Below are 21,576 nucleotides of genomic sequence, written 5' to 3'. Positions count from 1 at the left end.
ACCGCGACTAAGGTGGGACCTCATGGGCTACCCGCGCGAGAACCTCGCACCCGGCGAGGTCGTCGTCATCCACCGGCACCCGCACTGGAAGTCGCTGATCATCCCGGTCCTGGTGTTCTGGGCGGTGACGGTGGTCGGCGGTGTGGCCATCGGTTTCGGTCGCCGCGCCCTCGCCGACGACACGGGGCGCCTCACGCTGACCGGAGTCGTCGCGGTCGTGTGGGCCGTGCTCACGGTGTGGTTCCTCGTTCGACCGCTGCTGACGTGGAAGACCACGCACTTCGTGGTCACCGACCGCCGCGTGATCTACCGGACCGGCGTCATCACCCGGTCGGGCATCGACATCCCGATCCGTCGGATCAACACCGTCGAGTTCCGTCACGGCCTCGTCGACCGCATGCTTCGCACGGGCACCCTCGTCATCGAGTCGGCGTCCGACGAACCTCTCGCGTTTCACGACATCCCGCGGGTCGAGGCGGTCCACGCGCAGCTCTATCAGGAACTGCTCGACGATGAGGACGCCGAGTTCGACCGTTTCGGTTCCCGCAGCGGCTCCCTACACCGTGAACCCCTACACCGTGAACCCCGCCGCGAGGTCGGCCGGTGAACGCGCCGACCTCGGTCCTGCTCGCCGAGGACGACGCGGCCATCGCCGAACCGTTGGCGCGCGCCCTGAGCCGCGAGGGCAACGACTGCGTCATCGCCGCGACCGGCCCCGCCGCCCTCGACCGGGCACTGTCCGGCGAGTTCGATCTCCTCATCCTCGACCTGGGGCTTCCGGGCATGGACGGCCTCGAAGTCTGTCGGCGGGTCCGTACCGCGATGCCCCAGCTTCCCGTGCTCATGCTGACGGCGCGCACCGACGAGGTCGACTTCGTCGTCGGGCTCGACGCCGGCGCCGACGACTACGTCGGGAAACCCTTCCGTCTCGCCGAGCTGTTGGCGCGCGTGCGGGCACTCATGCGGCGCAGCGCCCCGGTCGACGACGACGGGGACGCGGTGTTCGACTTCGGCGACATCCACCTCGACACGCGGGCACGCCGCGTCGTCGTCGACGGCGAGGACCTGACGCTCGCGAACCGGGAGTTCGACCTGCTCCACTTCCTGATGGAACGGTCCGGCGAGGTCGTCTCCCGCGACGACATCCTCTCGGCCGTCTGGGGGTCGACGGACCTGCGGTCGTCGAAGACCCTCGACATGCACATCTCCTGGATCCGTCGGAAGATCGGGGACGACTCCGACCGACGCAGGCACATCGTGACGGTCCGCGGCGTCGGGTTCCGCTTCGATCCGTGAGGGGAGTGCCGTGCGCCGCCGCATCTTGAAGATGATGATCGCGTCCGTCGTCGCGGTGGGCGTCATGTTCGGGGTGCCGAGCACGATCATCGCGTGGGACTGGTTCTCCACCCAGGCACATCAAGATCTGGCGCAACGTCTAAAACGGGTCAGCGAGCACGTGCTGGCCGAGGAGTCCGAGGGCCGGTCGGTGCGATTGACCCACCTGGATCTGGAGGACTTCCGTCTGCTGCTGCCGTCGAACGGCCGGCTCACCCTCACCTACAGTCAGCCGTCGGCCACCCGTCCCGGTGGCGTCGAGCTGCAGCGGAAGCAGATCGGCAATCACTTCACCGGTCCGGCGGTGTCGGAGTCGGTGAACCTCGCGACCGGGGCCGATCTGACGATGTCGATCCCCCGCGAGGACGTGCGGCCCAAACAGCTGCTCGCGGTGGCCGTGCTGGCGCTGGCGGTGTTGGCCGCGGTGGGCGGTGGGGCGATGGTCGCCGTCGTGACCGCACGCCGCCTGTCCGAACCGTTGACGCACGTCGCGCAGCGGGCCGAGGCGATGGCGCGGGGAGACTTCTCGGCGGACTGGCCCGAATACGGGATCGACGAGCTCGACCGCGTCACGACGGCGCTCGCCGAGGCCAACGCCGAGATCGCCCTGCGGCTGGAACGCGAAGGGGAGATCGTCGGCGACGTCTCGCATCAGTTGCGCAGTCGGCTCACCGCGGTCCATCTGCGACTCGACGAGTTGACCCTCCACGACGATCCGACGGTCGTGACCGAGGCGGAGGCGGGGATGGAGCAGGTCGAGCGGTTGGCCGACGAACTCGACGAGATGGTGGCGGTGTCGCGCGCCGACTCCCGGGCCCGGTGCGGAATCGATGTGCGCTCCGTGGCCGGGACCCTGGTGCACGATCTGCGGCCGGCCTTCGAGGCGCGGGGACGCCGCCTGGTGATGATCGTCTCCGACGACGTCCGCGACACCTACGGCAGGCCGGGTCGGCTCCGGGAGGCGCTGAGCGTGTTGATCGACAACGCGCTGGTGCACGGCGACGGTGCGTGCACGGTGTCGTTGGCGGGGCTCCCGAGCGCCGAGATGATGCGGATCACCGTCGCCGACTCCGGTGACGGCGTGGCCGACGACATCGCATCGGACATCTTCCGTCGCGGATTCTCCGGCGGCAGTCGCAGCGGCTACGGGCTGTCGCTGGCGCGGGCTCTCGTGGAGGCCGACGGCGGTCGCCTCGACCTCGTGTCACGCCGTCCGGCGATCTTCGCGATCGTGGCCCCGGTGCTGCCGTCGACGGAGACGCCCGCCGGGGTCGTCAGGCGTGGCCCAGTTCCTCATCGGTGAACTCGTCGTCACCGGTTTCGGCGTCGGTGGAGCCGCCGCCGACGCCGGGACGCTGATCCTCGGGGAAGGCGAACTTGCGCAGCGCCCAGAAACGGAAGCCCATTCCCAACAGATTGCCGATGATCATGCCGAGGATGAAGTCGACGATCGCGAGTTCCAGTCCGTGGATGTTCTCGCGCATGTTGAACACGTTGTTGCCGAGAAACAGGGGCGCGGTCGCGATGAGGACCCCGATGCCGCTGATGAGGAAGAACAGCGCGGCCTCGTGGTGACGTTCCCGGCCGCCGCGGTTCTTGAACGCCCACTCGCGGTTGAGGATGTAACTGAGGATCACGGCGACCACACCGGAGATCACGCGAGCCACGGACGGCTTCGGCTCGAGGATCGTGAACGCGAGGATGAAGTAGACCAGGGTGTCGACCACGAACGTCGTGCCGCCGACGATCGCGAATTTGATGAGTTCGCTGTGCCGCAGAACGATCCGTCTCACAGGTTCGGGGAGGCGTCTCACAACCCGGTCGATGGTCAGCACAAGGGTCGAGTGTACGGAATGGGGGCCCGTGAACAGTCATCGACGGGCGTTGCCGCGGACTCCGTTTCGGCGACGTGACACCATGGCGGGGTGACTTCTCGCTCAGATGCGGCAGCCGGCCGAGCGGCTCGGCGCCCCGGCTCGATGCCCACCGTCACCATGATCGGCGGTGGTCAGCTCGCACGCATGACCCATCAGTCCGCGGTCGCGCTCGGGGAGTGCCTGCGCGTGTTGGCGGCGAGCCCCGACGATCCGGCGGCGCAGGTCAGCGCCGACGTGGTGGTCGGCTCGCACACCGATATCGACGCGCTCCGCGAGGCCGCCGAGGGGGCGGTGGCCCTCACGTTCGACCACGAGGGCGTCCCGCTCGAGCATCTGCGGGCGTTGGAGGGCGAGGGCGTCCAGGTGCGGCCGCCGTCGACCGCCCTTCAGTTCGCCCAGGACAAGATGGCGATGCGGCGGCGGCTCTCGGAACTGGGCCTGCCCGTGCCGGCGTTCGTCGATCTGGCCGGCGACGTCGCGACCGGCCGCGAGGCGTTGATCGCGTTCGGCGAGGACCACGACTGGCAGGTCGTCCTCAAAGCGGTGCGCGGCGGCTACGACGGGCGTGGCGTCTGGATCGTCGAGCGACGAGACGAGGCCCTGGCGGTGTTCGACGCCCAGGCCGGCGGCGACATCGTGCTCATGGCCGAGCAGAAGGTGCCGATGGCGCGTGAACTGTCGGCGATGATCGCGCGGTCGCCGTACGGGCAGGGTGCGGCGTGGCCGGTCGTGGAGACCGTCCAGCGCAAGGGGCAGTGCGCGGTCGCGATCGCGCCGGCGCCCGGACTGTCGGAGGAGTCGGCGGCACGCGCCCAGCAGATGGCGCTGACCCTCGCCGACAGTCTCGGCGTCGTCGGGGTGATGGCGATGGAACTGTTCGAGACGGTCGACGGCGACCTGCTCGTCAACGAACTGGCGATGCGCCCCCACAACAGCGGCCACTGGACGATGGACGGCGCGGTCACCTCCCAGTTCGAACAGCACCTGCGGGCGGTCCTCGACTATCCGCTCGGCGACACCGCCGCGCGTTCGGAGGCGGTGGTGATGGCCAACATCCTCGGCGCCGAGGAGGCGCCCGCGATGTCGATGGACGAACGGCTGCATCACCTGTTCGCACGGATGCCCGAAGCCAAGGTGCACCTGTACGGCAAGGGCGAACGGCCCGACCGAAAGATCGGCCACGTCAACATCGTCGGCGTGCCCGGAGCTTCGGTCGACGACGTCCGCGAACGCGCCGAACGCGCGGCGCACTGGATGTCGAACGCGCAGTGGACGGACGGGTACCCGACCGACGGGCACGAGACCGGCGAGAGTCTGGGCGACGAGAACCTGGGCGACGAGAAACGGAGGGCACGATGACCGCAACGACACCGCCGAACGCGCCGCGCGTCGGCCTCATCATGGGCAGCGATTCGGACTGGCCGACCATGCAGGCGGCCGCGGAGGCCCTCGCGGAGTTCGGGATCCCGTTCGAGGTCGGCGTCGTGTCGGCGCACCGCACGCCGCAGCGGATGCTCGACTACGCGGCACAGGCCGCCGGGCGGGGGATCTCGGTGATCATCGCCGGTGCCGGCGGTGCGGCACACCTGCCGGGGATGGTGGCCGCGGCGACGCCGCTGCCGGTGATCGGCGTCCCGGTGCCGCTCAAACACCTCGACGGCATGGACTCGCTCCTGTCGATCGTTCAGATGCCGGCCGGTGTGCCGGTCGCGACCGTGTCGATCGGCGGCGCCCGCAACGCGGGACTGCTCGCGGTCCGGATCCTCGGTGCGGCCGATCCTGCGCTGCAGGCCGCCATGGCCACGTTCCAGACCGATCTGGAGAAGATGGTGGCCGTCAAGGACGAGAACCTGCGGCGCTCCCTGATGGAGGACTGACCGAGTCCGGCCGTCGCCCGAACAGCGGTATCGGGGGTCAGGGTGCGAGGCTCGCCACGACGTCGGCGGCCGGAATCGCCTGCGCCGCACGGAACCCCGCGCCCGCCCAGAGATTGATGACCTCGGGATCATCGGCGGCTGCGCGGCGGATCCCACCCGTGAGGGTGTTGACCTGCGGATAAATCGCGGGAGCCGCATCGGAGTGTTCGCTGATGAAGGTGTTGACCAGTCCGCGGGCGAGACGCCCCGAGTAGGCGCGGGTGGTGATGGTCTCGACGAACCGCGGGTCGACGAGGGCGTCGCGGTGCGCCCGACGGGTGCCTGCCTCGGGGCAGCGCAGCAGCAGGGTGCCGACCTGGACGGCCTGCGCGCCCGCGGCCAGGAGGGTGCGGACGTCGTCGCGGGACCGGACGCCGCCCGCGGCGATCACCGGCAGGTCCACCGCGTCGCGAATCCGCGCCGTCAGGTCCGCGGTGTCGATGCGCGGGTCCTCACCGGCGATCGAGAACGTGGCCCGATGGCCGCCCGCGGAGTATCCCTGCGCGCAGACCGAGTCGACGCCGGCGTCGCGGGCGAGTCGCGCCTCGGCGACGTCGGTGACGGTGCCCGACACGGCGATGCCGGCACGGTGGAGCCGTTCCACGATGGTCGGGCTCGGGCAGCCGAAGGTGAACGATGCGACGTCGACGCGAGCGTCGATGAGCGCGTCGATCTTCTCGTCGAAGTGGTCGTCGCTGTACTCCACCGTCTGTGGCAGATCCACTCCCAACCGGTCGGCCAGCGGTAGGAGTCGTGCACGGTAGTCGGCGAATGCCGCGGCGTCGAACTCGGTCTTCTCGGGGACGAACAGATTGATCCCGAAGGGGGCGTCGGTGAGCGCGCGGATCTCGGCGATCACCGCGGCCAATCGGTCGCCGGTGAGGTAGGCGGCGCCGTACATGCCGAGCCCGCCGGCGGCGGAGACCGCCGCGGTGAGTTCGGGCGTCGAGGTGCCGCCGGCCATCGGGGCTCCCACGATCGGGACGCTCATGCCATCGAATCCGAACACGGTCGGTCTCCCTTCGGGACGCGGACGATCTGCAGCGGGACCTCGCTGCGCAGGACGAATCCCATCGACTCGTAGAGGCGGGTGGCCGGATTGTCGGCGGTGGTGTGCAGGAAGGGCGTGTCGCCGCCGGCGACGATCCGGTAGGCGACGGCCGCGATGAGACGCCGAGCCCGTCCCTGGCCGCGCGCATCGGGGTGCGTGCACACCCCGCTGATCTCCACCCAGCCGGGCACGCGGAGCCGCATCCCGGCCATCGCCACGAGTCGACCCCCTCCATCGCGGTGGCCGAGGAAGTCGCCGAGTTCCACCGTGCGGGGCAGGAAGGGGCCCGGTCGGGTCAGGTCCACCAGTGCCGCCATCTCCGGCACATCGTCGGTGCCCAGGAGCACGGCGTCGGGGTCGGGGGCACCCACGACCCCCGCTCCGGAGTACTGGACGAGATCGAACGTCTCGACGAGATCCCAGCCGCGCGGGATCGGCGAGTGCAGATCGCGGAGACCGACGGTGGCTCCGGGGCCGGCGAGGGCCGCGGTGTCGGCCCAGTCGGCGTCGGTCATCACGAGCGGGTGGCCGTAGAACACGGACACCCGAGGGTCGAAGCGGGTGATCCGCCCGCGGCGCTGCGCGAAACGCGCCTGCCGGGTGTCGAGGGCGGCGGTGAAGGGATCGTCGAGCGGGGTCGGGCGAGCGGGGTGTCCGGCCGTTGTGGCGGCTTCGTTCATCGCGGGCGATCAGTCCTCGTCGACGAGTCGGCCGTACAGGACGTGGTCGGCCACGAAGGCGGCGGGACGTGCACCGCGAACCACGTCGGGGGAGTCGGCGGGCAGCAGGCGTGCACCGGCGACCCGGTGGGTGCGTCCGCTCCGCGTCAGGGTGAACTCGCCCGCGGCGAGGACGTTGCGAACCCAGTCGCTGGTGGGGCCGTACATGATCGGGATCGACACCCGGCCCTCGGCGAGCCAGGCGAGGACCGGTGTCTGGTAGTCGCTTCCCGACCGGCGCCCCACGTGTCCGACCACGGCCCACGGCGCCAGCCGCGATGCCCACAGTCCCTGGACGGGGTTGGTGACGTACTTGTTGACGCGCGCGACGATGCGGGGGACCTTCATGCCTCCAGCTTGCCGCAAAGCGGGCGCGGCTGCGACCCGGCGACATCCCTCGGCGACACCGCTTTGCGACATACTGGCACCCATGACGACGACCGAACACGGAACCGACGGAACGGCGGCCTTCCGAGAGCACGTCGTCGCCGAGTCGATACGACTGTTCGCGGAACGGGGGTACGACGCGACGACGGTCGACGATGTCGCGGCGGCTGCCGGCACATCCCGGCGCACCCTGTTTCGGCAGTTCGGCTCGAAGGAGGGGCTGATCTTCGCCGACCACGAATCGTTGCTCGACCAGGTGGCACATCACGTCGAGACGGCGGCCGGCGGCGAACACTCCGATCCGTGGTGGGTGGTGTGCGAGGGGGCGGAACTGGTGTTCGCGCACTTCGCGGCGAACCGCGAGCTCGCAGCGCGGCGATACGCCGTCGTCTCGACGGTGGCTCCGCTGCGCGATCGCGAGATGGTGATGGTCCTGCGGTACCAGCGGCTGTTCGAGGACTACCTGCGCCGGGCCGAGCCCGCGGCGCCGAGCTCCCGGGTGGCCGCATACGCGGCGGCGGTGACCGGCGTGCACAACGACCTGCTGAGGCGCATGTCGCGGGGAGACGAGGGGGCGACCGCCGCGGTGCTGACCGCCGAGCTCCACCGACTGTGGGAACTGCTCGCCGGTCGACCGGGCGTGCCGGTGAACGGAGCCCGACGGGGCGGCCGGCGCGGTTGACCGTCCGGGGCGACTCGTGATGCACTGATCACGACATGATTGGCACGCAGTGCCAGGAGGAGTAGAAAATGGCTTTCGGCAATCCCGACTTCGATCTGTTCGCGCTCCCCGAGGAGCACCAGGCACTGCGCGAAGCGATCCGCGCCCTGGCCGAGAAGGAGATCGCGCCGCACGCGAAGGACGTCGACGAGAACGCCCGCTTCCCGGAGGAGGCTCGCGCCGCCCTCGTCGCCAACGGCTTCAACGCCGTGCACGTCCCCGAGCAGTTCGAGGGGCAGGGCGCCGACTCGGTGGCCGCCTGCATCGTGATCGAGGAGGTCGCGCGCGTCGACGTCTCGGCATCGCTGATCCCCGCAGTCAACAAACTCGGCACCATGGGCCTGATCCTCTCGGGCTCGGACGACCTGAAGTCGCAGGTCCTGCCGTCGATCGCCGCCGGTGATGCGATGGCGTCCTACGCGCTGTCCGAACGTGAGGCCGGCTCGGACGCCGCGGCGATGAAGACCCGCGCTCGCAAGGACGGCGACAACTGGGTCCTCAACGGCTCCAAGTGCTGGATCACCAACGGCGGCAAGTCCACCTGGTACACGGTGATGGCCGTGACCGACCCCGACAAGGGCGCCAGCGGCATCTCGGCGTTCATGGTGCGCGAGGACGATCCGGGCTTCACCGTCGGCCCGCTGGAGCACAAGCTCGGCATCAAGGGCAGCCCGACCGCCGAACTGTACTTCGAGGACTGCACCATCCCCGCCGACCGGATCATCGGCGATGAGGGAACGGGCTTCAAGACCGCACTGGCGACACTCGACCACACCCGCCCGACGATCGGGGCCCAGGCCGTCGGCGTCGCCCAGGGCGCGCTCGACGCCGCGATCGAGTACGTCAAGGATCGCAAGCAGTTCGGCAAGACCATCAGCTCGTTCCAGGGCGTGGAGTTCATGATCGCCGACATGGCGATGAAGGTGGAGGCCGCACGTCTGATGGTCTACACCGCGGCGGCACGCGCCGAACGCGGCGAGAGCAACCTCGGGTTCATCAGCTCGGCGTCCAAGTGCATGGCCTCCGACGTCGCGATGGAGGTCACCACCGACGCCGTCCAGCTCTTCGGCGGTGCCGGCTACACCACCGACTTCCCGGTGGAACGCATGATGCGTGACGCCAAGATCACCCAGATCTACGAGGGCACCAACCAGATCCAGCGCGTCGTGATGAGCCGCGCACTGCTCCGCGGCTGACGCCGCACGAGCGGGCTCAGCGCCGCTGGGCGGTGACCTTCTCGGTCTCGGCGATCGCCGCGAGGCGATCGCCGTCGACCTCGCCCGCGACGAACACCAGGGACGCGCCGGCGAGCAGCGGACCCACGAAGTGTGCGCACACGCCGTCGGCGGTGTCCCAGGGGAGCGTCGTCAGCACCCGATCGGCGCTCGACAGATCCGGATCCACCGCGGCGAGCACCTGCGCCACACTCCGCGAGTCGACGGCGTCGCCGCCGTGCAACCCGTCGGGCGCGCCGGGCACGAACCGGTCGCCGTGCGCGCGGATCGCGTCACCGAAATCGGTGACGCCGACGGGGAGCTCGCCGGCGCTGAGGGCGAAGGCGTCCAGCGGGACGACCACGACCTCGTCGGCGTCGTGGCGGTCGAGCGTCTCGCGGGACACGAAGGCGACCGTGTGGTCGCCGTCGCGGTCGTCGGACAGATCCACCGCGGCGCCGGCCCACCACGCCCCCAGCAGGACGGCGGCGGTCTGCCAGTGTTCGGGGAGGTCCACCCGCACGCGGTCACCCGGCGCGAGTCCGGCCTCGTCCCGCAGGAAGTTGCCGATCTTCGCGGCCCAGTTGCCCAGCGTGGCTCCCGACAACTCGGTGCGCTCGCCGGTGCTCTCGTTGTAGTAGGTGAGCATCGGTCGCGCATGATCGCCGAGACGCTCGAAGACGGCGTCCGTGACGGTCGTGGGCACACTCATGACTGTCCTCTCATTGCTGTCGATCCCCCAGGCCGATCCCCCCGGCATCAGTTGACGCAGACCGGCCCGTCGGAGTCGGCCTTGATCGCGGGCTGTGCGGGCTTCTTCGTCGACGACGGACCGGCCGATCCGCCGGAATCGTCGGTCCCGGTGCCGCCGACGCTCGAGATCGCTCCGAGACCGTGCGTGTAGGTGTTCGTCAGGACCAGCCGCAGGCGGTCGCTCGGCAGCGAGGAGTCCTCACGGATCTCGATGCGTCCGGCGTTGAGATCGCGTACCAGCATCCGGGCGCCCTCGTTGTCCTCGGAGTCGGCGAAGATCAGCGAATCGAACTCGTCGATCGGTTTGTTCGACGTCCGACCGCGCTTGAAGCCCTTGTCGGTGAGGAGGCGCGACAGGTTGCCCGCCAACCCCTCCACGGTTCCGGCGTTGACGACGTCGACGGTGTATTCGTCGCGGGGGTTCTCCGACTTCTCCGCGGCGGCGCCGCCGACCTGGCGCTCCACGAACCGGTGCACCTGCGCGGTGTCGACGCCGAGCACGCTCTGCGTGCCGTCCTCGCTCCACGCCTGGTCGTTCGCGATCGGGATCGTCGTGAACTTCACGTTGCCGCCGGTCAGGTCCTTGAGCTGTTCGGCGAACGCGAAGATGTCCCACCCGTCGTCGATCACCACCGACCGCGAGACGGCGTCCTGCAGTTCTTGGAGCCGCGCGGTGTCGGTGAGCGTCTGGGACGACAGGATCTTCTGTGCGAGCGCCGCCATGTAGACCTGCTGTCGCGTGATCCGATCGAGGTCGCCGCGGGGAAGACCGTGCCGCTGCCGGACGAAACTGAGGGCCTGCGGACCGTCGAGTGTCTGCCGCCCGGCCTTGAACCGGGCACCGGAGAACGGTTCGCGGACTGCGTTCTTGAGGCAGACGGGGACCCCGCCGACGGCGTCGGTGAGCAGGGCGAAGCCCAGCAGCCCCACCTCGGCGTAGTGGTCGACGGTGACTCCGGTCAGCGCGGAGACGCTGTCGACCAGCGCCTTGCGTCCCGCCTTGGTGCCGTCCCTCTCGGCCTGAGCTTCACTGGCGCCCGACTCGACCTCGCGCGCGCGGACGGTCTCCTTGGTGGAGCCGTAGGCGGCGTTGATCTTGCTCATGCCGAGGCCGGGGACGTCGACGTAGGAGTCGCGGGGGATCGAGATCGCGGTGGCCTTGGAGCCGTCGCTGGGAATCCGCACGAGGATGATCGTGTCGGTGCTGGTCGAGATGTCGCCGGCCACGCGGAGCCAACGGAGCTCCTCCTTGCTGAGGGGGTCGCCCTTCGCGTCCACGCGGGAGTCGGTGCCGACGAGCAGGATGTCGACGGCGCCGTCGTCGGTGCCACCGAGCCCGAGGTCGCCGGCGAGGTTGATCGCCCCGTTGATGCCGTTGACCTTGCTCCACCCGATTCCGGTCACGACCAGGACCGCGGCGGTGACGAGTGCGACGACCGCGCGGCCGGCGTTCTTCGGCAGGATTCCGCCGATCGGTCGCGACGCCCACAGGCGGATCGCCGCCCACAGCGAGCCGTCGCGCGGGGTCCTCGGTGCGGTGTCCTTCGACGCAGCGTCCTTCGATGCATGGGCCTTCGACGCAGCGGCCGAGCGGTCGCCCTCGGCGGGGCGACGTCGCCGCCGCGTGTGGATCTCCTCGGACGTGCGCCGACTGCGCGCCGGCTGATCACCGGTCCGGGTCGGTGCGGACCGCCGGGCCGAGCGCGCCGGGCGGCCGCCGTCGCCGGGACGGGCGCGGCCCGGCGCGGCGTCCCCACGGCGCGCGCGGGGCTCGTCGGAGCCTTCACGTGGTGCATCCACCTGTCCAGCGATCCCTTCCGTCGCGGCGAACTGTCACGCGGCGACCGCCCCCGAGAGACGCGATCACCCCTGTCGTTGGCCAGAGTAGCGCCGTGACCCCCGATCACCCGGGAGGCGACACCGCGTAGGCGGCGGGTGATCTGCGGCACCCGAGATCGGCGAGCGGCTGAGTCCGCGGCGCGGCGATGGGCCAGGATGGACTGTCATGGGAACCACCACCGTGTACCTCGTCGGCGCGGCCGGGCAGTTGGGCACGGCCCTGACCGCGTCGGCCGGTGATCGACCGATCGTGTCGCTGACATCGGAGGACGTCGACGTCGCCGACGCCGCGTCGGTCCGCCGCGCCCTCGCCGACCTGCGGACGGGTGACGTCGTGATCAACGCCGCCGCGTACACCGCGGTCGACGCCGCGCAGAGCCACGCCGCGCGGGCCTTCGCGGTCAACGCCGACGGGCCGGAGAATCTGGCGCGCACGGCCGCCGATGCGGGGGCGAGGCTGGTCCACGTCTCGACCGACTACGTGTTCTCGGCGGCCGCGGCGCGGGCGCGCCGCCCCCTCGAGCCCGACGACGAGACCGGCGAGCCGGAGACCGTGTACGGGGCGTCCAAACTCGCCGGCGAGCGTGCGGCGACGGCCGCCGCCCCCGATTCGGTGATCGTCCGCACCGCCTGGGTCTTCACCGGGACCGAGGGCGCCTCGGACTTCGTGGCGACGATGCGGCGCCTGGAGTCCGACCGGGACCACGTCCGGGTGGTCGTCGATCAGGTCGGTTCGCCCACCTACGCCCCCGACCTCGCCGACGGGCTGTGGCGGCTCGTCGACCGGATCGACTCCGGTCCGCTGCGTTCGGGCGCCGTGCTGCACGCGACGAATGCGGGACACACCACCTGGAACGGGTTGGCCCGCGCCGTGTTCGAGGAACTGGGCGCCGACCCTGATCGGGTCCGACCGTGCAGCTCCGACGAGTTCCCGCGGCCGGCGCCGCGCCCGGAGTACTCGGTGCTCTCGGGTGACGCCTGGGCGGCTGTCGGCCTGCCTCCGCTGCGCCCGTGGCGTGACGCGGTGCACCGCGCCGTCACCACGGGATCGGCTCCCGGCGGGCCTACCGATACCCTGAGCCGGTGACCGTCAGCTTCGCAGTCGCGACCGTGACCTACTCGTCGGGCGACTATCTGCACAACTTCCTGCGCACGCTGCAGGACGCATCCACCGAGACTCCCCGGGTGGTGATCGCCGACAACGGCTCCACCGACGGTGCGCCGGAACGCGCGGTGAAACAGAACCCGTCGGTGACGCTGGTGCACACCGGCGGCAACATCGGATACGGCGGCGCGGTGAACCGGGCCGTCGCGGAGATCGACTCCGATGTGGAGTTCGTCCTGGTGGCGAACCCCGACGTCGAATGGCGTCCGGGGTCGATCGACGAACTGCTGGCGGCGGCGCGACGATGGCCGCGCGCCGGTGCGCTGGGCCCGCTCATCACCGAGCCGGACGGGTCGATCTATCCGTCGGCGCGCCGGGTGCCCGACCTCGTCTCGGGGACCGGACACGCGCTGCTCGGCGCGGTCTGGAAGTCGAACCCGTGGACGGCGGCCTACCGCGACGAGGACGCCGCCCCGGGAGAACGTCCGGTCGGCTGGCTCTCGGGCTCCTGCCTGCTGCTGCGCCGCACGGCGTTCGACTCCGTGGACGGCTTCGACTCCCGCTACTTCATGTTCATGGAGGATGTGGACCTCGGCGACCGCCTCGGCCGTGCCGGCTGGCTCAACGTCTTCGTGCCGTCCGCGTCGGTGATGCACGCGAAGAGTCATTCGGTCAGCAGGCATCCGGAGAAGATGATCCCGGCGCACCACGCGAGCGCCTACCGTTTCACCGCGGACCGCAATCCGGGGATGTTGCGCGCACCGCTGCGGGCGGCGCTGCGGGCGGGTCTCGCGGTGCGGTCGCGGATCGCGGTCGCCGCCGCGCTCCGTGCCCAGGGGAACGAGGCCCGAGAGCACGAGGTCCGGAGTGATGGGGGCAGTGAGTAGATGACGGAAGGAAGTCCGGTGAGTTCTTCAGTTCAGGCCCTCGTCCTGGTCGGCGGGAAGGGCACTCGTCTGCGGCCGCTGACCCTGTCGGCGCCCAAGCCGATGCTGCCGACCGCCGGCGTCCCGTTCCTCACCCACCTGCTGTCGAGGATCCGCGAGGCCGGGATCACCGACGTCGTCCTGGGGACCTCGTATCAGGCGCACGTGTTCGCCGACCACTACGGTGACGGCGCCGATCTCGGGCTGCGCCTCACCTACGTCACCGAGGACGAGCCGCTGGGGACCGGCGGCGGCATCCGGAACGTGTACGACCACCTCACCGCCGACACCGTGCTCGTGTTCAACGGCGACGTGCTCGGCGGCACCGACATCCGCGATGTGCTGGCCACCCACGAGTCGTCGGGCGCCGAGGTGACGCTGCACCTGGTCCGCGTGGGGGACCCGCGGGCCTTCGGGTGTGTGCCGACCGACGCCTCGGGGCGGGTCACCGCGTTCCTGGAGAAGACGCAGGACCCGCCGACCAACCAGATCAACGCGGGGACCTACGTGTTCCAGCGGTCGGTGATCGGCGAGATCCCGGCCGGTCGCGCCGTCTCGGTGGAGCGTGAGGTCTTCCCGCACCTGCTGGCGACCGGACGGCACATCCACGGGCACGTGGACGACGCGTACTGGCGCGACATGGGCACCCCCGAGGACTTCGTGCGCGGGTCGGCCGATCTGGTCCGGGGCATCGCGCCGTCGCCCGCCGTCGCGAAGCCGTGCGGGGAGGCTCTCGTACTCGACGGTGCGGACGTCGCACGCGATGCCGTGCTGATCGGCGGTGCCGTGGTGGGCCGCGGCGGTCGCATCGGTGCGGGGGCACGACTCGACGGCGCGGTGGTCTTCGACGGCGCCTCCGTGGAGGCCGGGGCCGTCGTGGAGCGGAGCATCGTCGGGTTCGGCGCGACCGTCGGCGCCGGTGCGCTGGTCCGCGACACCGTGATCGGCGACGGCGCCGTCGTGGGCGCCCGGTGCGAACTCCTCCGCGGCGCGCGGGTGTGGCCGGGGGTGCAGATCCCGGAGAGCGGGATCCGATTCTCGACCGACGTCTGACGGCCCTCGGGTCGCGTGGGCGGATTCAGCCCTTCGCCGCGGCCAGGAGGCCCGTCCCGACGGGGATGACGGCGGGCAGCAGCCGGTCGTCCTCGGCGATGATCGACGCGGCCTCGCGCGCGGCGAGCGTTCGGGCGTCGGTGGCGTCCCGGTCGGCGATGGTGCCGTCGGCGGAGGCGTTGTTCACCACCAGGAGACCGCCGGGACGCAGGATGCGGATGGCCTCGGTGACGAACTGGGGATGGCTCAGCGGGGCGCCGTCGATGAACACCAGATCGTAGGTCTCGTCGGCCAGCCGGGTCAGCACGTCGGCGGGGGCGCCGTTGATCAGTCGTGTGCGTCCGGGGGCGATGTCGGCGTCGGCGAACGTCTGACGGGCGGCCCGGTGATGCTCGGACTCCGGGTCGATGGTCGTCAGGACTCCCGACTCCGGCATCCCGGCGAGCAGCCAGAGTCCGCTGACGCCCACACCCGTGCCGATCTCGACGACGTGCCGCGAGCCCGCGACGCGGGCGAGCAGAGACAGCAGCGCTCCGGTGGCCGGGGACACGGCGTTCGCACCGAGCTCGGCGGCGCGGTTGCGGGCCTCGGCCAGGGCGTCGTCTTCGATGATCGCCGTTTCGGCGTACTCGCTCAGGGACGGGAGGGCCGGCGGTGTGTCAGTCATGTGAACGAGGGTGCCACACTGCGTTGACCTGCGACGGCGGGCACGCCGATGAGCGGGGACATCATCCTCAGCAAACACTCAGCCGACCAACAGCGCGCCCACATTCGAATGGGGGAGGGTGGAGCGCAATGGTCAGGAATAGCGGGTGGGGCCCGAACGTTGAACCCGACAGTGCAGTACCCGGCAGCGCAGCACCCAGCAGTGCAGCATCCGGCGGAAGTGTGAACTCGGCAGCCTCGAGAAAGGGAGTCGGCATCACCGCGATGAACGCCACCACCGAATCGAATCCGGGCCGCGTCGACAGCGACGCGCAGAGCCCCTTCGCGGGCACCGCGGGCTTCGATGCGACCGGCGACCGCGCGCTGATGCCCTCGTGGGACGAACTCGTCTCCGAGCACGCCGACCGGGTGTACCGCCTCGCGTACCGGTTGTCCGGCAATCAGCACGACGCCGAGGACCTCACCCAGGAGACCTTCATCCGGGTCTTCCGGTCGCTGACGAACTACAAGCCGGGCACCTTCGAGGGGTGGCTGCACCGCATCACGACCAACCTCTTCCTCGACATGGTGCGACGTCGCAGCAAGATCCGCATGGAGGCGCTCGAGAAGGACTACGACCGGACGCCCGCCGACACGCCCGACCCCCAGCAGGCTTTCGCCGATGCGAACCTCGACCCCGATCTGCAGGCCGCACTGGACTCGCTCGCGCCCGAGTTCCGCGCCGCCGTGGTCCTCTGCGACATCGAGGGACTGTCCTACGAGGAGGTCGGTGCCACGCTGGGAGTCAAGATGGGCACCGTCCGCAGCCGCATCCACCGCGGCCGCCAGGGCATCAGGGACTTCCTCGCCGCCCGCGGGTACACCGACAGTCGGTCGGTCGCGGCCGCGGAGTGAGGTGGCCGACGGCCCGAGAACCCTTCGGCTACCCTGGAGCCTCGGATAACGTTTCCAGCGACGGTGCACGTGCGCGCGAGCCGAGGAGAGGGGTGACGTCTGTGGGCCTGGGTAGACCTGCGGGATTCTCACGCGGAAGCCGGTGGCTTGCGCCCGCCTCCGCGTCGATCACACCGAACCCCGATCATCAGCGCGACGGATTCGCCTCCACCGAGCACCTGCACCCCGAAGCCGTGGTGGCGTACGTCGACAACGAGCTGACCCTGCAGGCTGCGGCTCGGGCCGACGCCCACCTGACGCTGTGCCCGGAGTGCGCGCGCGAGGTCGTGACGCAGTCGCGGGCGCGCTCGATGCTCAAGACGTGCCACGACGAGGTGGCGATGCCCGAGTCGCTGCGCAGCCAGCTCAGCGCGATCCCGACCCAGGAGTTCGACATGCGCCCCGTCGTGCGGCGCCCGGGACTTCGCCGCACCAACCGCTGGGGCCGCTGACTCGTGACCGATCGTTCCGAGGCCGATGTCCCAAAGACCGACGCCCCAAAGGCTGATGTCCCAAAGACTGATGTTCCAGTCACGGATGGTTCAGTGACGGGTGCTTCAGTGTGGTCCGAGGGCCGCTCCGCCGATGCGTCCACCGAGGCGAACCGGCCCGAGCCGGCTCGTCCCGCCGTGCGGTCGCCGGCACCGCCGCCCGAGGTGGCCGCCGTATTCGGTCGACCCGACGGCGTCGCGGGATCGTTCGCCGGTGACGTCACCCCGACCGGCCGTCCGCAACCCGCGCCCGCCGACCCCGACCCCGTTCTCGCCGAGGCCTTCGCCAAACCCGATGACGAGACCGACTCCCTGCAGCGCGATCCGTACGCCGTCGATGAGCCGGGTGACGAGCCGCCGCCCGACCCGTGGCGTGATCCCGCAGCGGCGGCGGCGCTCGCCGCACCCGCCCTGGCCCCCGAGGCCGCCACCGACCCGGTCGATCCCGGACCCAAGCTGGGGATCCGGGAGGTGCTGTTCGGCGGGCGCGTCCACTGGTGGGCGTTGGCGACCCTCGCCATGGCGGCGTTGATGGTCGGTCTCGGCGGCGGCCTCATCGGACGGTGGACGGCAGAGGTCGTGGCGCCGCTGCACACCGACTCGGTCGCGCTGGAGCCCGGCGACAGCGGGTCGAGCGATCCGCGCAGCGATGTCGCGGCCGTCGCGAAGGCCATGAACAGGGCCGTCGTCATGATCGACATCCGCACCGCGGGCGGGGGCGGAACCGGCTCGGGGTTCGTGATCGACAAGTCCGGCTACATCATGACCAACAACCACGTCGTCTCGCTGGCCGCGAACGACCCCAAGGCCAAGCTCGAAGTCGTGTTCGCCGACAAGCACCGCGTTCCGGCGCGACTCGTCGGACGCGACACCAAGACGGACCTCGCCGTGATCAAGGTCGACGACGTCCGCAACCTGCTCGTCGCCAAGATGGGCGACTCCGACGATCTGCAGATCGGCCAGGAGGTCATCGCCTTCGGCTCCCCGCTCGGTCTGGCGCAGACCGTGACCAGCGGCATCGTCAGCGCCGTCGACCGTCCGGTGCCCCTGCGCCCCGACGCGGAGTCCGACACCGACGCGGTGCTCAACGCGATCCAGACCGATGCGTCGATCAACCCCGGCAACTCCGGCGGCCCCCTCGTCGACGATGAGGGGCGAGTGGTCGGCGTCAACACGGCCGGCCGGATGTCGATGGGCGGCGGGTCCATCGGGCTCGGCTTCGCGATCCCGATCAACGAGGCGATCCCCGTGGTCAACACGCTCATCAAGGACGGCAAGGCGAAGCATCCGCAGATCGGCGTGGCCGCGTCGACGGTCCGCAACGATCGTGTGCTGGGCGCCCGGCTGAACGATGTGGTCGGCGGTGGCCCGGCCGCGCGTGCGGGGGTCCGCGAGGGCGATGTGGTCACCGAGTTCGACGGCAGGCAGATCGAGGGCGCCGACGAGTTGACCATCGCCGTGCAAAGGTCGAAGATCGGTGATGAGGTGCCCTTCACCTACTGGCGCGACGGCCGATACTTCCACGGGAAGATCACGCCGGACGGCGACTGATCCGGTCGGCGCACCGCACATCACGACTCACAGGACGGCGAGAGATGTTCAGCAGTGTCGGTTGGGGAGAGCTTCTCATCCTGCTGGTGGCGGCCCTGGTGATTCTCGGCCCCGAACGGCTGCCCGGCGCGGTGAGCTGGACGATGCAGTCGCTGAAGAAGGTCCGCGACTATGCGACGGGCGCGAGCTCGCAGCTGCGCGATGAGCTGGGCGACGACTTCGAGCAGATCCGAGAGCCGCTCACTCAGTTGAACGAGCTGCGGCGGATGAACCCCAAGAGTCTGGTCACCCAGCACCTGTTCGACGGCGACCAGACGGCCGTCGACGATCTGGGTCGGCAGACCCGATCGGTCCGCGACACCTTCACCTCACTGGGGGCCCGGCCCGATTCGCCGATGGAGCAGCCCGCCGCGCGCAGTGCGGCCCGCGAACCGCAACCCGAGATCACGCCCGCCGACACCGTCGGGCGACCTTCGGCTTCGCCGTCGGCGCCCGACGTCAGTCAGTGGGACGCGACCTGACCGGTCTCGGCTCGGTCGGTGCCGGTCTGATCAGTGCCGAGTGGTGTCGATGCTGAGGTTCATCCCCGCGAGACCACGACGGCGGACGGCGAGCTTCTCGGCGATGTCCCGCAGAGCCGAACCCGACGGGGAGTCGGGTGCCGACAGCACGACCGGCTCGCCGGCGTCGCCGCCCTCGCGGAGCGCGGTCTCCAGGGGCACCTGTCCGAGCAGTTCCACGGTCGCGCCGACCGCCTGGGTGAGTCGATCGGCCACCCGTTGGCCGCCCCCGGAGCCGAAGGGTTCGGTGCGAGACCCGTCGGGGAGCTCCATCCACGACATGTTCTCGACCACGCCGAGGATCTTCTGTCGGGTCTGCAGCGCGATGGCGCCCGCGCGTTCGGCGACCTCGGCGGCCGCCTGCTGCGGGGTGGTGACGACGAGGATCTCGGCGCCGGGGATCAGCTGGGCGATGGAGATCGCCACATCGCCGGTCCCGGGCGGGAGGTCCAGGAGCAGGATGTCCAGGTCACCCCAGTAGACGTCGGCGAGGAACTGCTGCAACGCGCGGTGCAGCATCGGTCCACGCCAGGTGACCGGGGCGTTGTTGTCGGTGAACTGGCCGATGGAGATGAAGCGGACGCCGTGGCTCTGCGGCGGCATGATCATCGACTCGACCTGGGTGGGTTTCGCCTCGCTGCCGAGCATGCGGGGAACGCTGTGCCCGTAGATGTCGGCGTCGAGGACGCCGACGGTCAGGCCGCGGTCGGCGAGCGCCGTCGCCAGGTTCACCGTGACGCTCGACTTGCCGACGCCGCCCTTGCCGGAGGCGACCGCGTACACGCGCGTCAGATTGCCGGGTTTGGAGAAGGGGATCTCCGGTTCGGGCCGGTCGCCGCGGAGCTTCTTGCGAAGTTCGGTGCGCTGCTCGTCGTTCATCACGTCGAGTTCCACGCGCACCGCGCCCACTCCGGGCACATCGGCGACGGCGGTCTCGACGCTCTGGCTGATCTTGGTCTTCAGCGGACAGCCGGCCGTGGTCAGGTAGATGCCCACGTCCACGGATCCGTCGTCGCTCAGACCGACGGATTTGACCATGCCCAGCTCGGTGATCGGTTTACCGATCTCCGGGTCCATGACCTTGGTCAGCGCGGAGCGGACTGCGGATTCGGTCGGGGTAGCGGAGGTCGTCACAAATCCACCATAGCCCCGTCGGCAAGTACATCGAACCGGGGTCCGGTTCGGCGGCGCCTATCGGTCGCCGGGCGTGCGTGCGGTCGGCTTGGCCGTGGGCGCCTTCGCCTTCGGCTTGGGGCCGGGCGCCGGCGCGGGGCCGATCCCGGGCGGCAGGCAGATCGCTCCGAGGCAGGCCTGCGGCGGTTTGCTCGTACTCGGCGGTGTGGACGGCCGCGACGACTTGGGGGACGACGGCTTCCGGGACTCCTCGGGCTTCTTGTCCCGCTTGTCGTCCTTCTTGTCGTCCTTCTTCTTGTCGTCCTTCTTCTTGTCGTCGTCCTTCGGGGGCGTCTTCATCTCGGGGATCCCGGACGTCGGCAGGACGCCGGTCGCATACGCCGCGGCCCACGCGAGGACGTTGTTCGCGTACGCCACCGAGCGGTTGTAGCGCAGTACGGCGTTCACCTTGGTGCCCTCGGCCATGATGTCGGTGACCCCCGCGCACAGATAGCGTCCCGCGGAGTAGGTGGCATCGAAGATGTTGTCGGGGTCGGCCTTTCCGTCGCCGTTGGCGTCGGCACCCCAGGACGCCCACGTGCTCGGAATGAACTGCATCGGCCCCATCGCCCGATCGTGCTTCGGGTCGCCGTCGAGTTTTCCGCCGTCGGTGTCGGTGATGACCTCGTTGCCCGCCAGGGAGCCGTCGAGGACCGGGCCGCGAATGGGGCGCAGGCTGTTGCCGTACTCGTCGACGTTCCCGTCGCCGGCGTGACCCGACTCGATGCGGCCGATGCCTGCGAGCAGGAACCAGGGGAGTTTGCACTGCGGCGATTCGGCGCCCACCCGCTTGGCGGCGAGCTTGTAGGCCTGCAGGACGATGCCGGGGATGCCGAGGGGACCGGACGGGAGGTCGGCGGCGAGGCGGAACTGTGCCCGTCCCTCGGCGCCCGGATCGGCGGGTGGAGCGAAGCCGACGAGCGTGGCAGACGCGGCGGGCACGGTCTGTGCGACGGCGTCGATCATGGGGTCGGTGTCCGATCCGGAGTGCGGCGCAGCCGAGACCACGCCGGCGGGCATGGCCATGCCGGTCGGATCGAGAGACGTGCTGGAGACCGAGCCGGCGACCACGACGGCGCCGAGTGCGAGGACACCGGTGCCGACGGACAGTCCGCGGCGCGGCAGGTGCATTCTGCCGGGACGGTTGCGCCAGAGCGTCATGCCCATGAAACTCTTCTCTACTCCACTCGCGTGTCGCCGATGCCGTTCGGAGGGATGTCTGAGACCATTTCCCCCGGGTGACTGTGAGTCAGCATACATGTCGGCCCGGGGATCGGTCATGCCGGTCCGCGATCCGGGCCGGACG

The 21,576-nt window shown here is 70.3% G+C and carries 23 protein-coding genes; 14 read left to right on the top strand and 9 right to left on the bottom strand.

The window, feature by feature from the left end; genetic code table 11:
• Window positions 1-22 precede the first annotated feature (22 nt).
• Genes G528_RS17395 through G528_RS0112085 form a run of 3 tightly spaced genes read left to right on the top strand, consistent with a single transcriptional unit; the run spans window position 23 to window position 2,638 of the window.
• The gene (locus tag G528_RS17395) at window positions 23-607 is read left to right on the top strand and encodes a PH domain-containing protein (protein WP_084638182.1); all 585 of its coding nucleotides are present in this window, start codon (window positions 23-25) and stop codon (window positions 605-607) included.
• Window positions 604-1,296, top strand: coding sequence for a response regulator transcription factor (locus G528_RS0112090; RefSeq protein ID WP_026919198.1), 693 nt, complete (start codon window positions 604-606; stop codon window positions 1,294-1,296). Before G528_RS17395 ends, G528_RS0112090 begins: the two co-directional genes overlap by 4 nt.
• A 10-nt stretch (window positions 1,297-1,306) precedes the next feature.
• On the top strand, window positions 1,307-2,638 hold the full coding sequence (locus tag G528_RS0112085; protein ID WP_026919197.1) for a HAMP domain-containing sensor histidine kinase: 1,332 nt from the start codon (window positions 1,307-1,309) through the stop codon (window positions 2,636-2,638).
• Here the strand turns inward: G528_RS0112085 and G528_RS0112080 are convergent.
• Window positions 2,610-3,170 (bottom strand): GtrA family protein, encoded by a 561-nt coding sequence (locus G528_RS0112080; protein WP_035719910.1) that lies wholly within the window; start codon window positions 3,168-3,170, stop codon window positions 2,610-2,612. The two genes, G528_RS0112085 and G528_RS0112080, sit on opposite strands and share 29 nt — an antisense overlap.
• Window positions 3,171-3,260: 90 nt before the next feature.
• On the opposite strand from G528_RS0112080, the gene G528_RS0112075 reads away from it, so the two are divergent.
• On the top strand, window positions 3,261-4,571 hold the full coding sequence (locus G528_RS0112075; RefSeq protein ID WP_281170356.1) for a 5-(carboxyamino)imidazole ribonucleotide synthase: 1,311 nt from the start codon (window positions 3,261-3,263) through the stop codon (window positions 4,569-4,571).
• Window positions 4,568-5,089, top strand: a complete 522-nt coding sequence (gene purE, locus G528_RS0112070; protein ID WP_026919194.1) for a 5-(carboxyamino)imidazole ribonucleotide mutase — start codon at window positions 4,568-4,570, stop codon at window positions 5,087-5,089. Before G528_RS0112075 ends, purE begins: the two co-directional genes overlap by 4 nt.
• A 37-nt stretch (window positions 5,090-5,126) precedes the next feature.
• Here the strand turns inward: purE and G528_RS0112065 are convergent, their stop codons facing one another.
• The 3 genes from G528_RS0112065 to G528_RS0112055 are packed head-to-tail and all read right to left on the bottom strand — an operon-like array spanning window position 5,127 to window position 7,246.
• On the bottom strand, window positions 5,127-6,119 hold the full coding sequence (locus G528_RS0112065) for a nitronate monooxygenase (RefSeq protein ID WP_156890435.1): 993 nt from the start codon (window positions 6,117-6,119) through the stop codon (window positions 5,127-5,129).
• Entirely contained in the window at window positions 6,116-6,859 is a 744-nt protein-coding gene (locus G528_RS17390; RefSeq protein ID WP_051198755.1) for a GNAT family N-acetyltransferase, read from the bottom strand. Before G528_RS17390 ends, G528_RS0112065 begins: the two co-directional genes overlap by 4 nt.
• Window positions 6,860-6,868: 9 nt before the next feature.
• Window positions 6,869-7,246, bottom strand: a complete 378-nt coding sequence (locus G528_RS0112055; RefSeq protein ID WP_026919192.1) for a PNPOx family protein — start codon at window positions 7,244-7,246, stop codon at window positions 6,869-6,871.
• 82 nt (window positions 7,247-7,328) lie between these two features.
• On the opposite strand from G528_RS0112055, the gene G528_RS17385 reads away from it, so the two are divergent.
• Both G528_RS17385 and G528_RS0112045 read left to right on the top strand, forming a co-directional pair.
• Window positions 7,329-7,967, top strand: a complete 639-nt coding sequence (locus G528_RS17385) for a TetR/AcrR family transcriptional regulator (RefSeq protein WP_051198753.1) — start codon at window positions 7,329-7,331, stop codon at window positions 7,965-7,967.
• A gap of 68 nt (window positions 7,968-8,035) precedes the next feature.
• The gene (locus tag G528_RS0112045; RefSeq protein WP_026919191.1) at window positions 8,036-9,202 is read left to right on the top strand and encodes an acyl-CoA dehydrogenase; all 1,167 of its coding nucleotides are present in this window, start codon (window positions 8,036-8,038) and stop codon (window positions 9,200-9,202) included.
• Window positions 9,203-9,218: 16 nt separating this feature from the next.
• On the opposite strand, the gene G528_RS0112040 is transcribed toward G528_RS0112045, so the two are convergent.
• Together G528_RS0112040 and G528_RS0112035 are read right to left on the bottom strand one after the other, a co-directional pair.
• Window positions 9,219-9,932: a TIGR03089 family protein gene (locus tag G528_RS0112040; RefSeq protein ID WP_026919190.1), complete on the bottom strand. Its 714-nt coding sequence runs from the start codon at window positions 9,930-9,932 to the stop codon at window positions 9,219-9,221.
• 47 nt (window positions 9,933-9,979) lie between these two features.
• Window positions 9,980-11,773 (bottom strand): LCP family protein, encoded by a 1,794-nt coding sequence (locus G528_RS0112035; RefSeq protein ID WP_026919189.1) that lies wholly within the window; start codon window positions 11,771-11,773, stop codon window positions 9,980-9,982.
• Between the two features lie 205 nt (window positions 11,774-11,978).
• Between G528_RS0112035 and rfbD the strand changes: the two genes are divergently transcribed.
• From rfbD to manB, 3 genes are read left to right on the top strand one after another with little or no spacing between them, the layout of a single operon-like run.
• Complete coding sequence (gene rfbD, locus G528_RS17380; protein ID WP_051198751.1) at window positions 11,979-12,899, top strand: dTDP-4-dehydrorhamnose reductase; 921 nt, start codon at window positions 11,979-11,981, stop codon at window positions 12,897-12,899.
• Window positions 12,896-13,804, top strand: a complete 909-nt coding sequence (locus G528_RS0112025) for a glycosyltransferase family 2 protein (protein ID WP_026919188.1) — start codon at window positions 12,896-12,898, stop codon at window positions 13,802-13,804. Before rfbD ends, G528_RS0112025 begins: the two co-directional genes overlap by 4 nt.
• A gap of 18 nt (window positions 13,805-13,822) precedes the next feature.
• A complete protein-coding gene (gene manB, locus G528_RS0112020; RefSeq protein WP_026919187.1) occupies window positions 13,823-14,896 on the top strand; it encodes a mannose-1-phosphate guanylyltransferase in 1,074 nt (357 codons plus the stop codon).
• 25 nt (window positions 14,897-14,921) lie between these two features.
• Here manB and G528_RS0112015 read toward each other — a convergent pair whose 3' ends face one another.
• Window positions 14,922-15,563 (bottom strand): O-methyltransferase, encoded by a 642-nt coding sequence (locus tag G528_RS0112015; protein ID WP_026919186.1) that lies wholly within the window; start codon window positions 15,561-15,563, stop codon window positions 14,922-14,924.
• A gap of 263 nt (window positions 15,564-15,826) precedes the next feature.
• Between G528_RS0112015 and sigE the strand changes: the two genes are divergently transcribed.
• From sigE to tatB, 4 genes are all read left to right on the top strand, one after another.
• Window positions 15,827-16,456: an RNA polymerase sigma factor SigE gene (gene sigE, locus G528_RS0112010; RefSeq protein WP_026919185.1), complete on the top strand. Its 630-nt coding sequence runs from the start codon at window positions 15,827-15,829 to the stop codon at window positions 16,454-16,456.
• A 92-nt stretch (window positions 16,457-16,548) separates the two neighbouring features.
• On the top strand, window positions 16,549-16,947 hold the full coding sequence (locus G528_RS17375) for a zf-HC2 domain-containing protein (protein ID WP_051198746.1): 399 nt from the start codon (window positions 16,549-16,551) through the stop codon (window positions 16,945-16,947).
• 93 nt (window positions 16,948-17,040) lie between these two features.
• Entirely contained in the window at window positions 17,041-18,537 is a 1,497-nt protein-coding gene (locus G528_RS0112000) for a S1C family serine protease (protein WP_425402234.1), read from the top strand.
• 44 nt (window positions 18,538-18,581) lie between these two features.
• Window positions 18,582-19,058 carry a Sec-independent protein translocase protein TatB gene (gene tatB, locus G528_RS0111995; protein ID WP_026919183.1) on the top strand — a complete coding sequence of 159 codons (477 nt, stop codon included), beginning with the start codon at window positions 18,582-18,584 and terminating at the stop codon, window positions 19,056-19,058.
• Between the two features lie 30 nt (window positions 19,059-19,088).
• Here the strand turns inward: tatB and G528_RS0111990 are convergent, their stop codons facing one another.
• On the bottom strand, window positions 19,089-20,231 hold the full coding sequence (locus G528_RS0111990; RefSeq protein ID WP_026919182.1) for an Mrp/NBP35 family ATP-binding protein: 1,143 nt from the start codon (window positions 20,229-20,231) through the stop codon (window positions 19,089-19,091).
• Between the two features lie 57 nt (window positions 20,232-20,288).
• Window positions 20,289-21,431: a lytic transglycosylase domain-containing protein gene (locus tag G528_RS0111985; RefSeq protein WP_084638191.1), complete on the bottom strand. Its 1,143-nt coding sequence runs from the start codon at window positions 21,429-21,431 to the stop codon at window positions 20,289-20,291.
• Between the last annotated feature and the right edge of the window lie 145 nt (window positions 21,432-21,576).

The sequence above is a fragment of the Gordonia shandongensis DSM 45094 genome (assembly GCF_000423025.1).
Lineage (GTDB): Bacteria > Actinomycetota > Actinomycetes > Mycobacteriales > Mycobacteriaceae > Gordonia > Gordonia shandongensis.
Note: the sequence above shows the minus strand (reverse complement) of the source record. Positions and strands in the feature narration are given on the sequence as shown.

Excerpts from the sequence above, each read along its gene's own strand:
- G528_RS17395 (WP_084638182.1), top strand. The coding sequence starts at position 23 with ATGGGCTACCCGCGCGAGAACCTCGCACCCGGCGAGGTCGTCGTCATC.
- G528_RS0111985 (WP_084638191.1), bottom strand. The coding sequence starts at position 21,431 with ATGACGCTCTGGCGCAACCGTCCCGGCAGAATGCACCTGCCGCGCCGC.
- G528_RS0112055 (WP_026919192.1), bottom strand. The coding sequence starts at position 7,246 with ATGAAGGTCCCCCGCATCGTCGCGCGCGTCAACAAGTACGTCACCAAC.
- G528_RS0112045 (WP_026919191.1), top strand. The coding sequence starts at position 8,036 with ATGGCTTTCGGCAATCCCGACTTCGATCTGTTCGCGCTCCCCGAGGAG.
- G528_RS0112065 (WP_156890435.1), bottom strand. The coding sequence starts at position 6,119 with ATGAGCGTCCCGATCGTGGGAGCCCCGATGGCCGGCGGCACCTCGACG.
- G528_RS17385 (WP_051198753.1), top strand. The coding sequence starts at position 7,329 with ATGACGACGACCGAACACGGAACCGACGGAACGGCGGCCTTCCGAGAG.
- rfbD (WP_051198751.1), top strand. The coding sequence starts at position 11,979 with ATGGGAACCACCACCGTGTACCTCGTCGGCGCGGCCGGGCAGTTGGGC.
- G528_RS17390 (WP_051198755.1), bottom strand. The coding sequence starts at position 6,859 with ATGAACGAAGCCGCCACAACGGCCGGACACCCCGCTCGCCCGACCCCG.
- sigE (WP_026919185.1), top strand. The coding sequence starts at position 15,827 with ATGAACGCCACCACCGAATCGAATCCGGGCCGCGTCGACAGCGACGCG.
- tatB (WP_026919183.1), top strand. The coding sequence starts at position 18,582 with ATGTTCAGCAGTGTCGGTTGGGGAGAGCTTCTCATCCTGCTGGTGGCG.
- G528_RS0112040 (WP_026919190.1), bottom strand. The coding sequence starts at position 9,932 with ATGAGTGTGCCCACGACCGTCACGGACGCCGTCTTCGAGCGTCTCGGC.
- purE (WP_026919194.1), top strand. The coding sequence starts at position 4,568 with ATGACCGCAACGACACCGCCGAACGCGCCGCGCGTCGGCCTCATCATG.
- G528_RS0112015 (WP_026919186.1), bottom strand. The coding sequence starts at position 15,563 with ATGACTGACACACCGCCGGCCCTCCCGTCCCTGAGCGAGTACGCCGAA.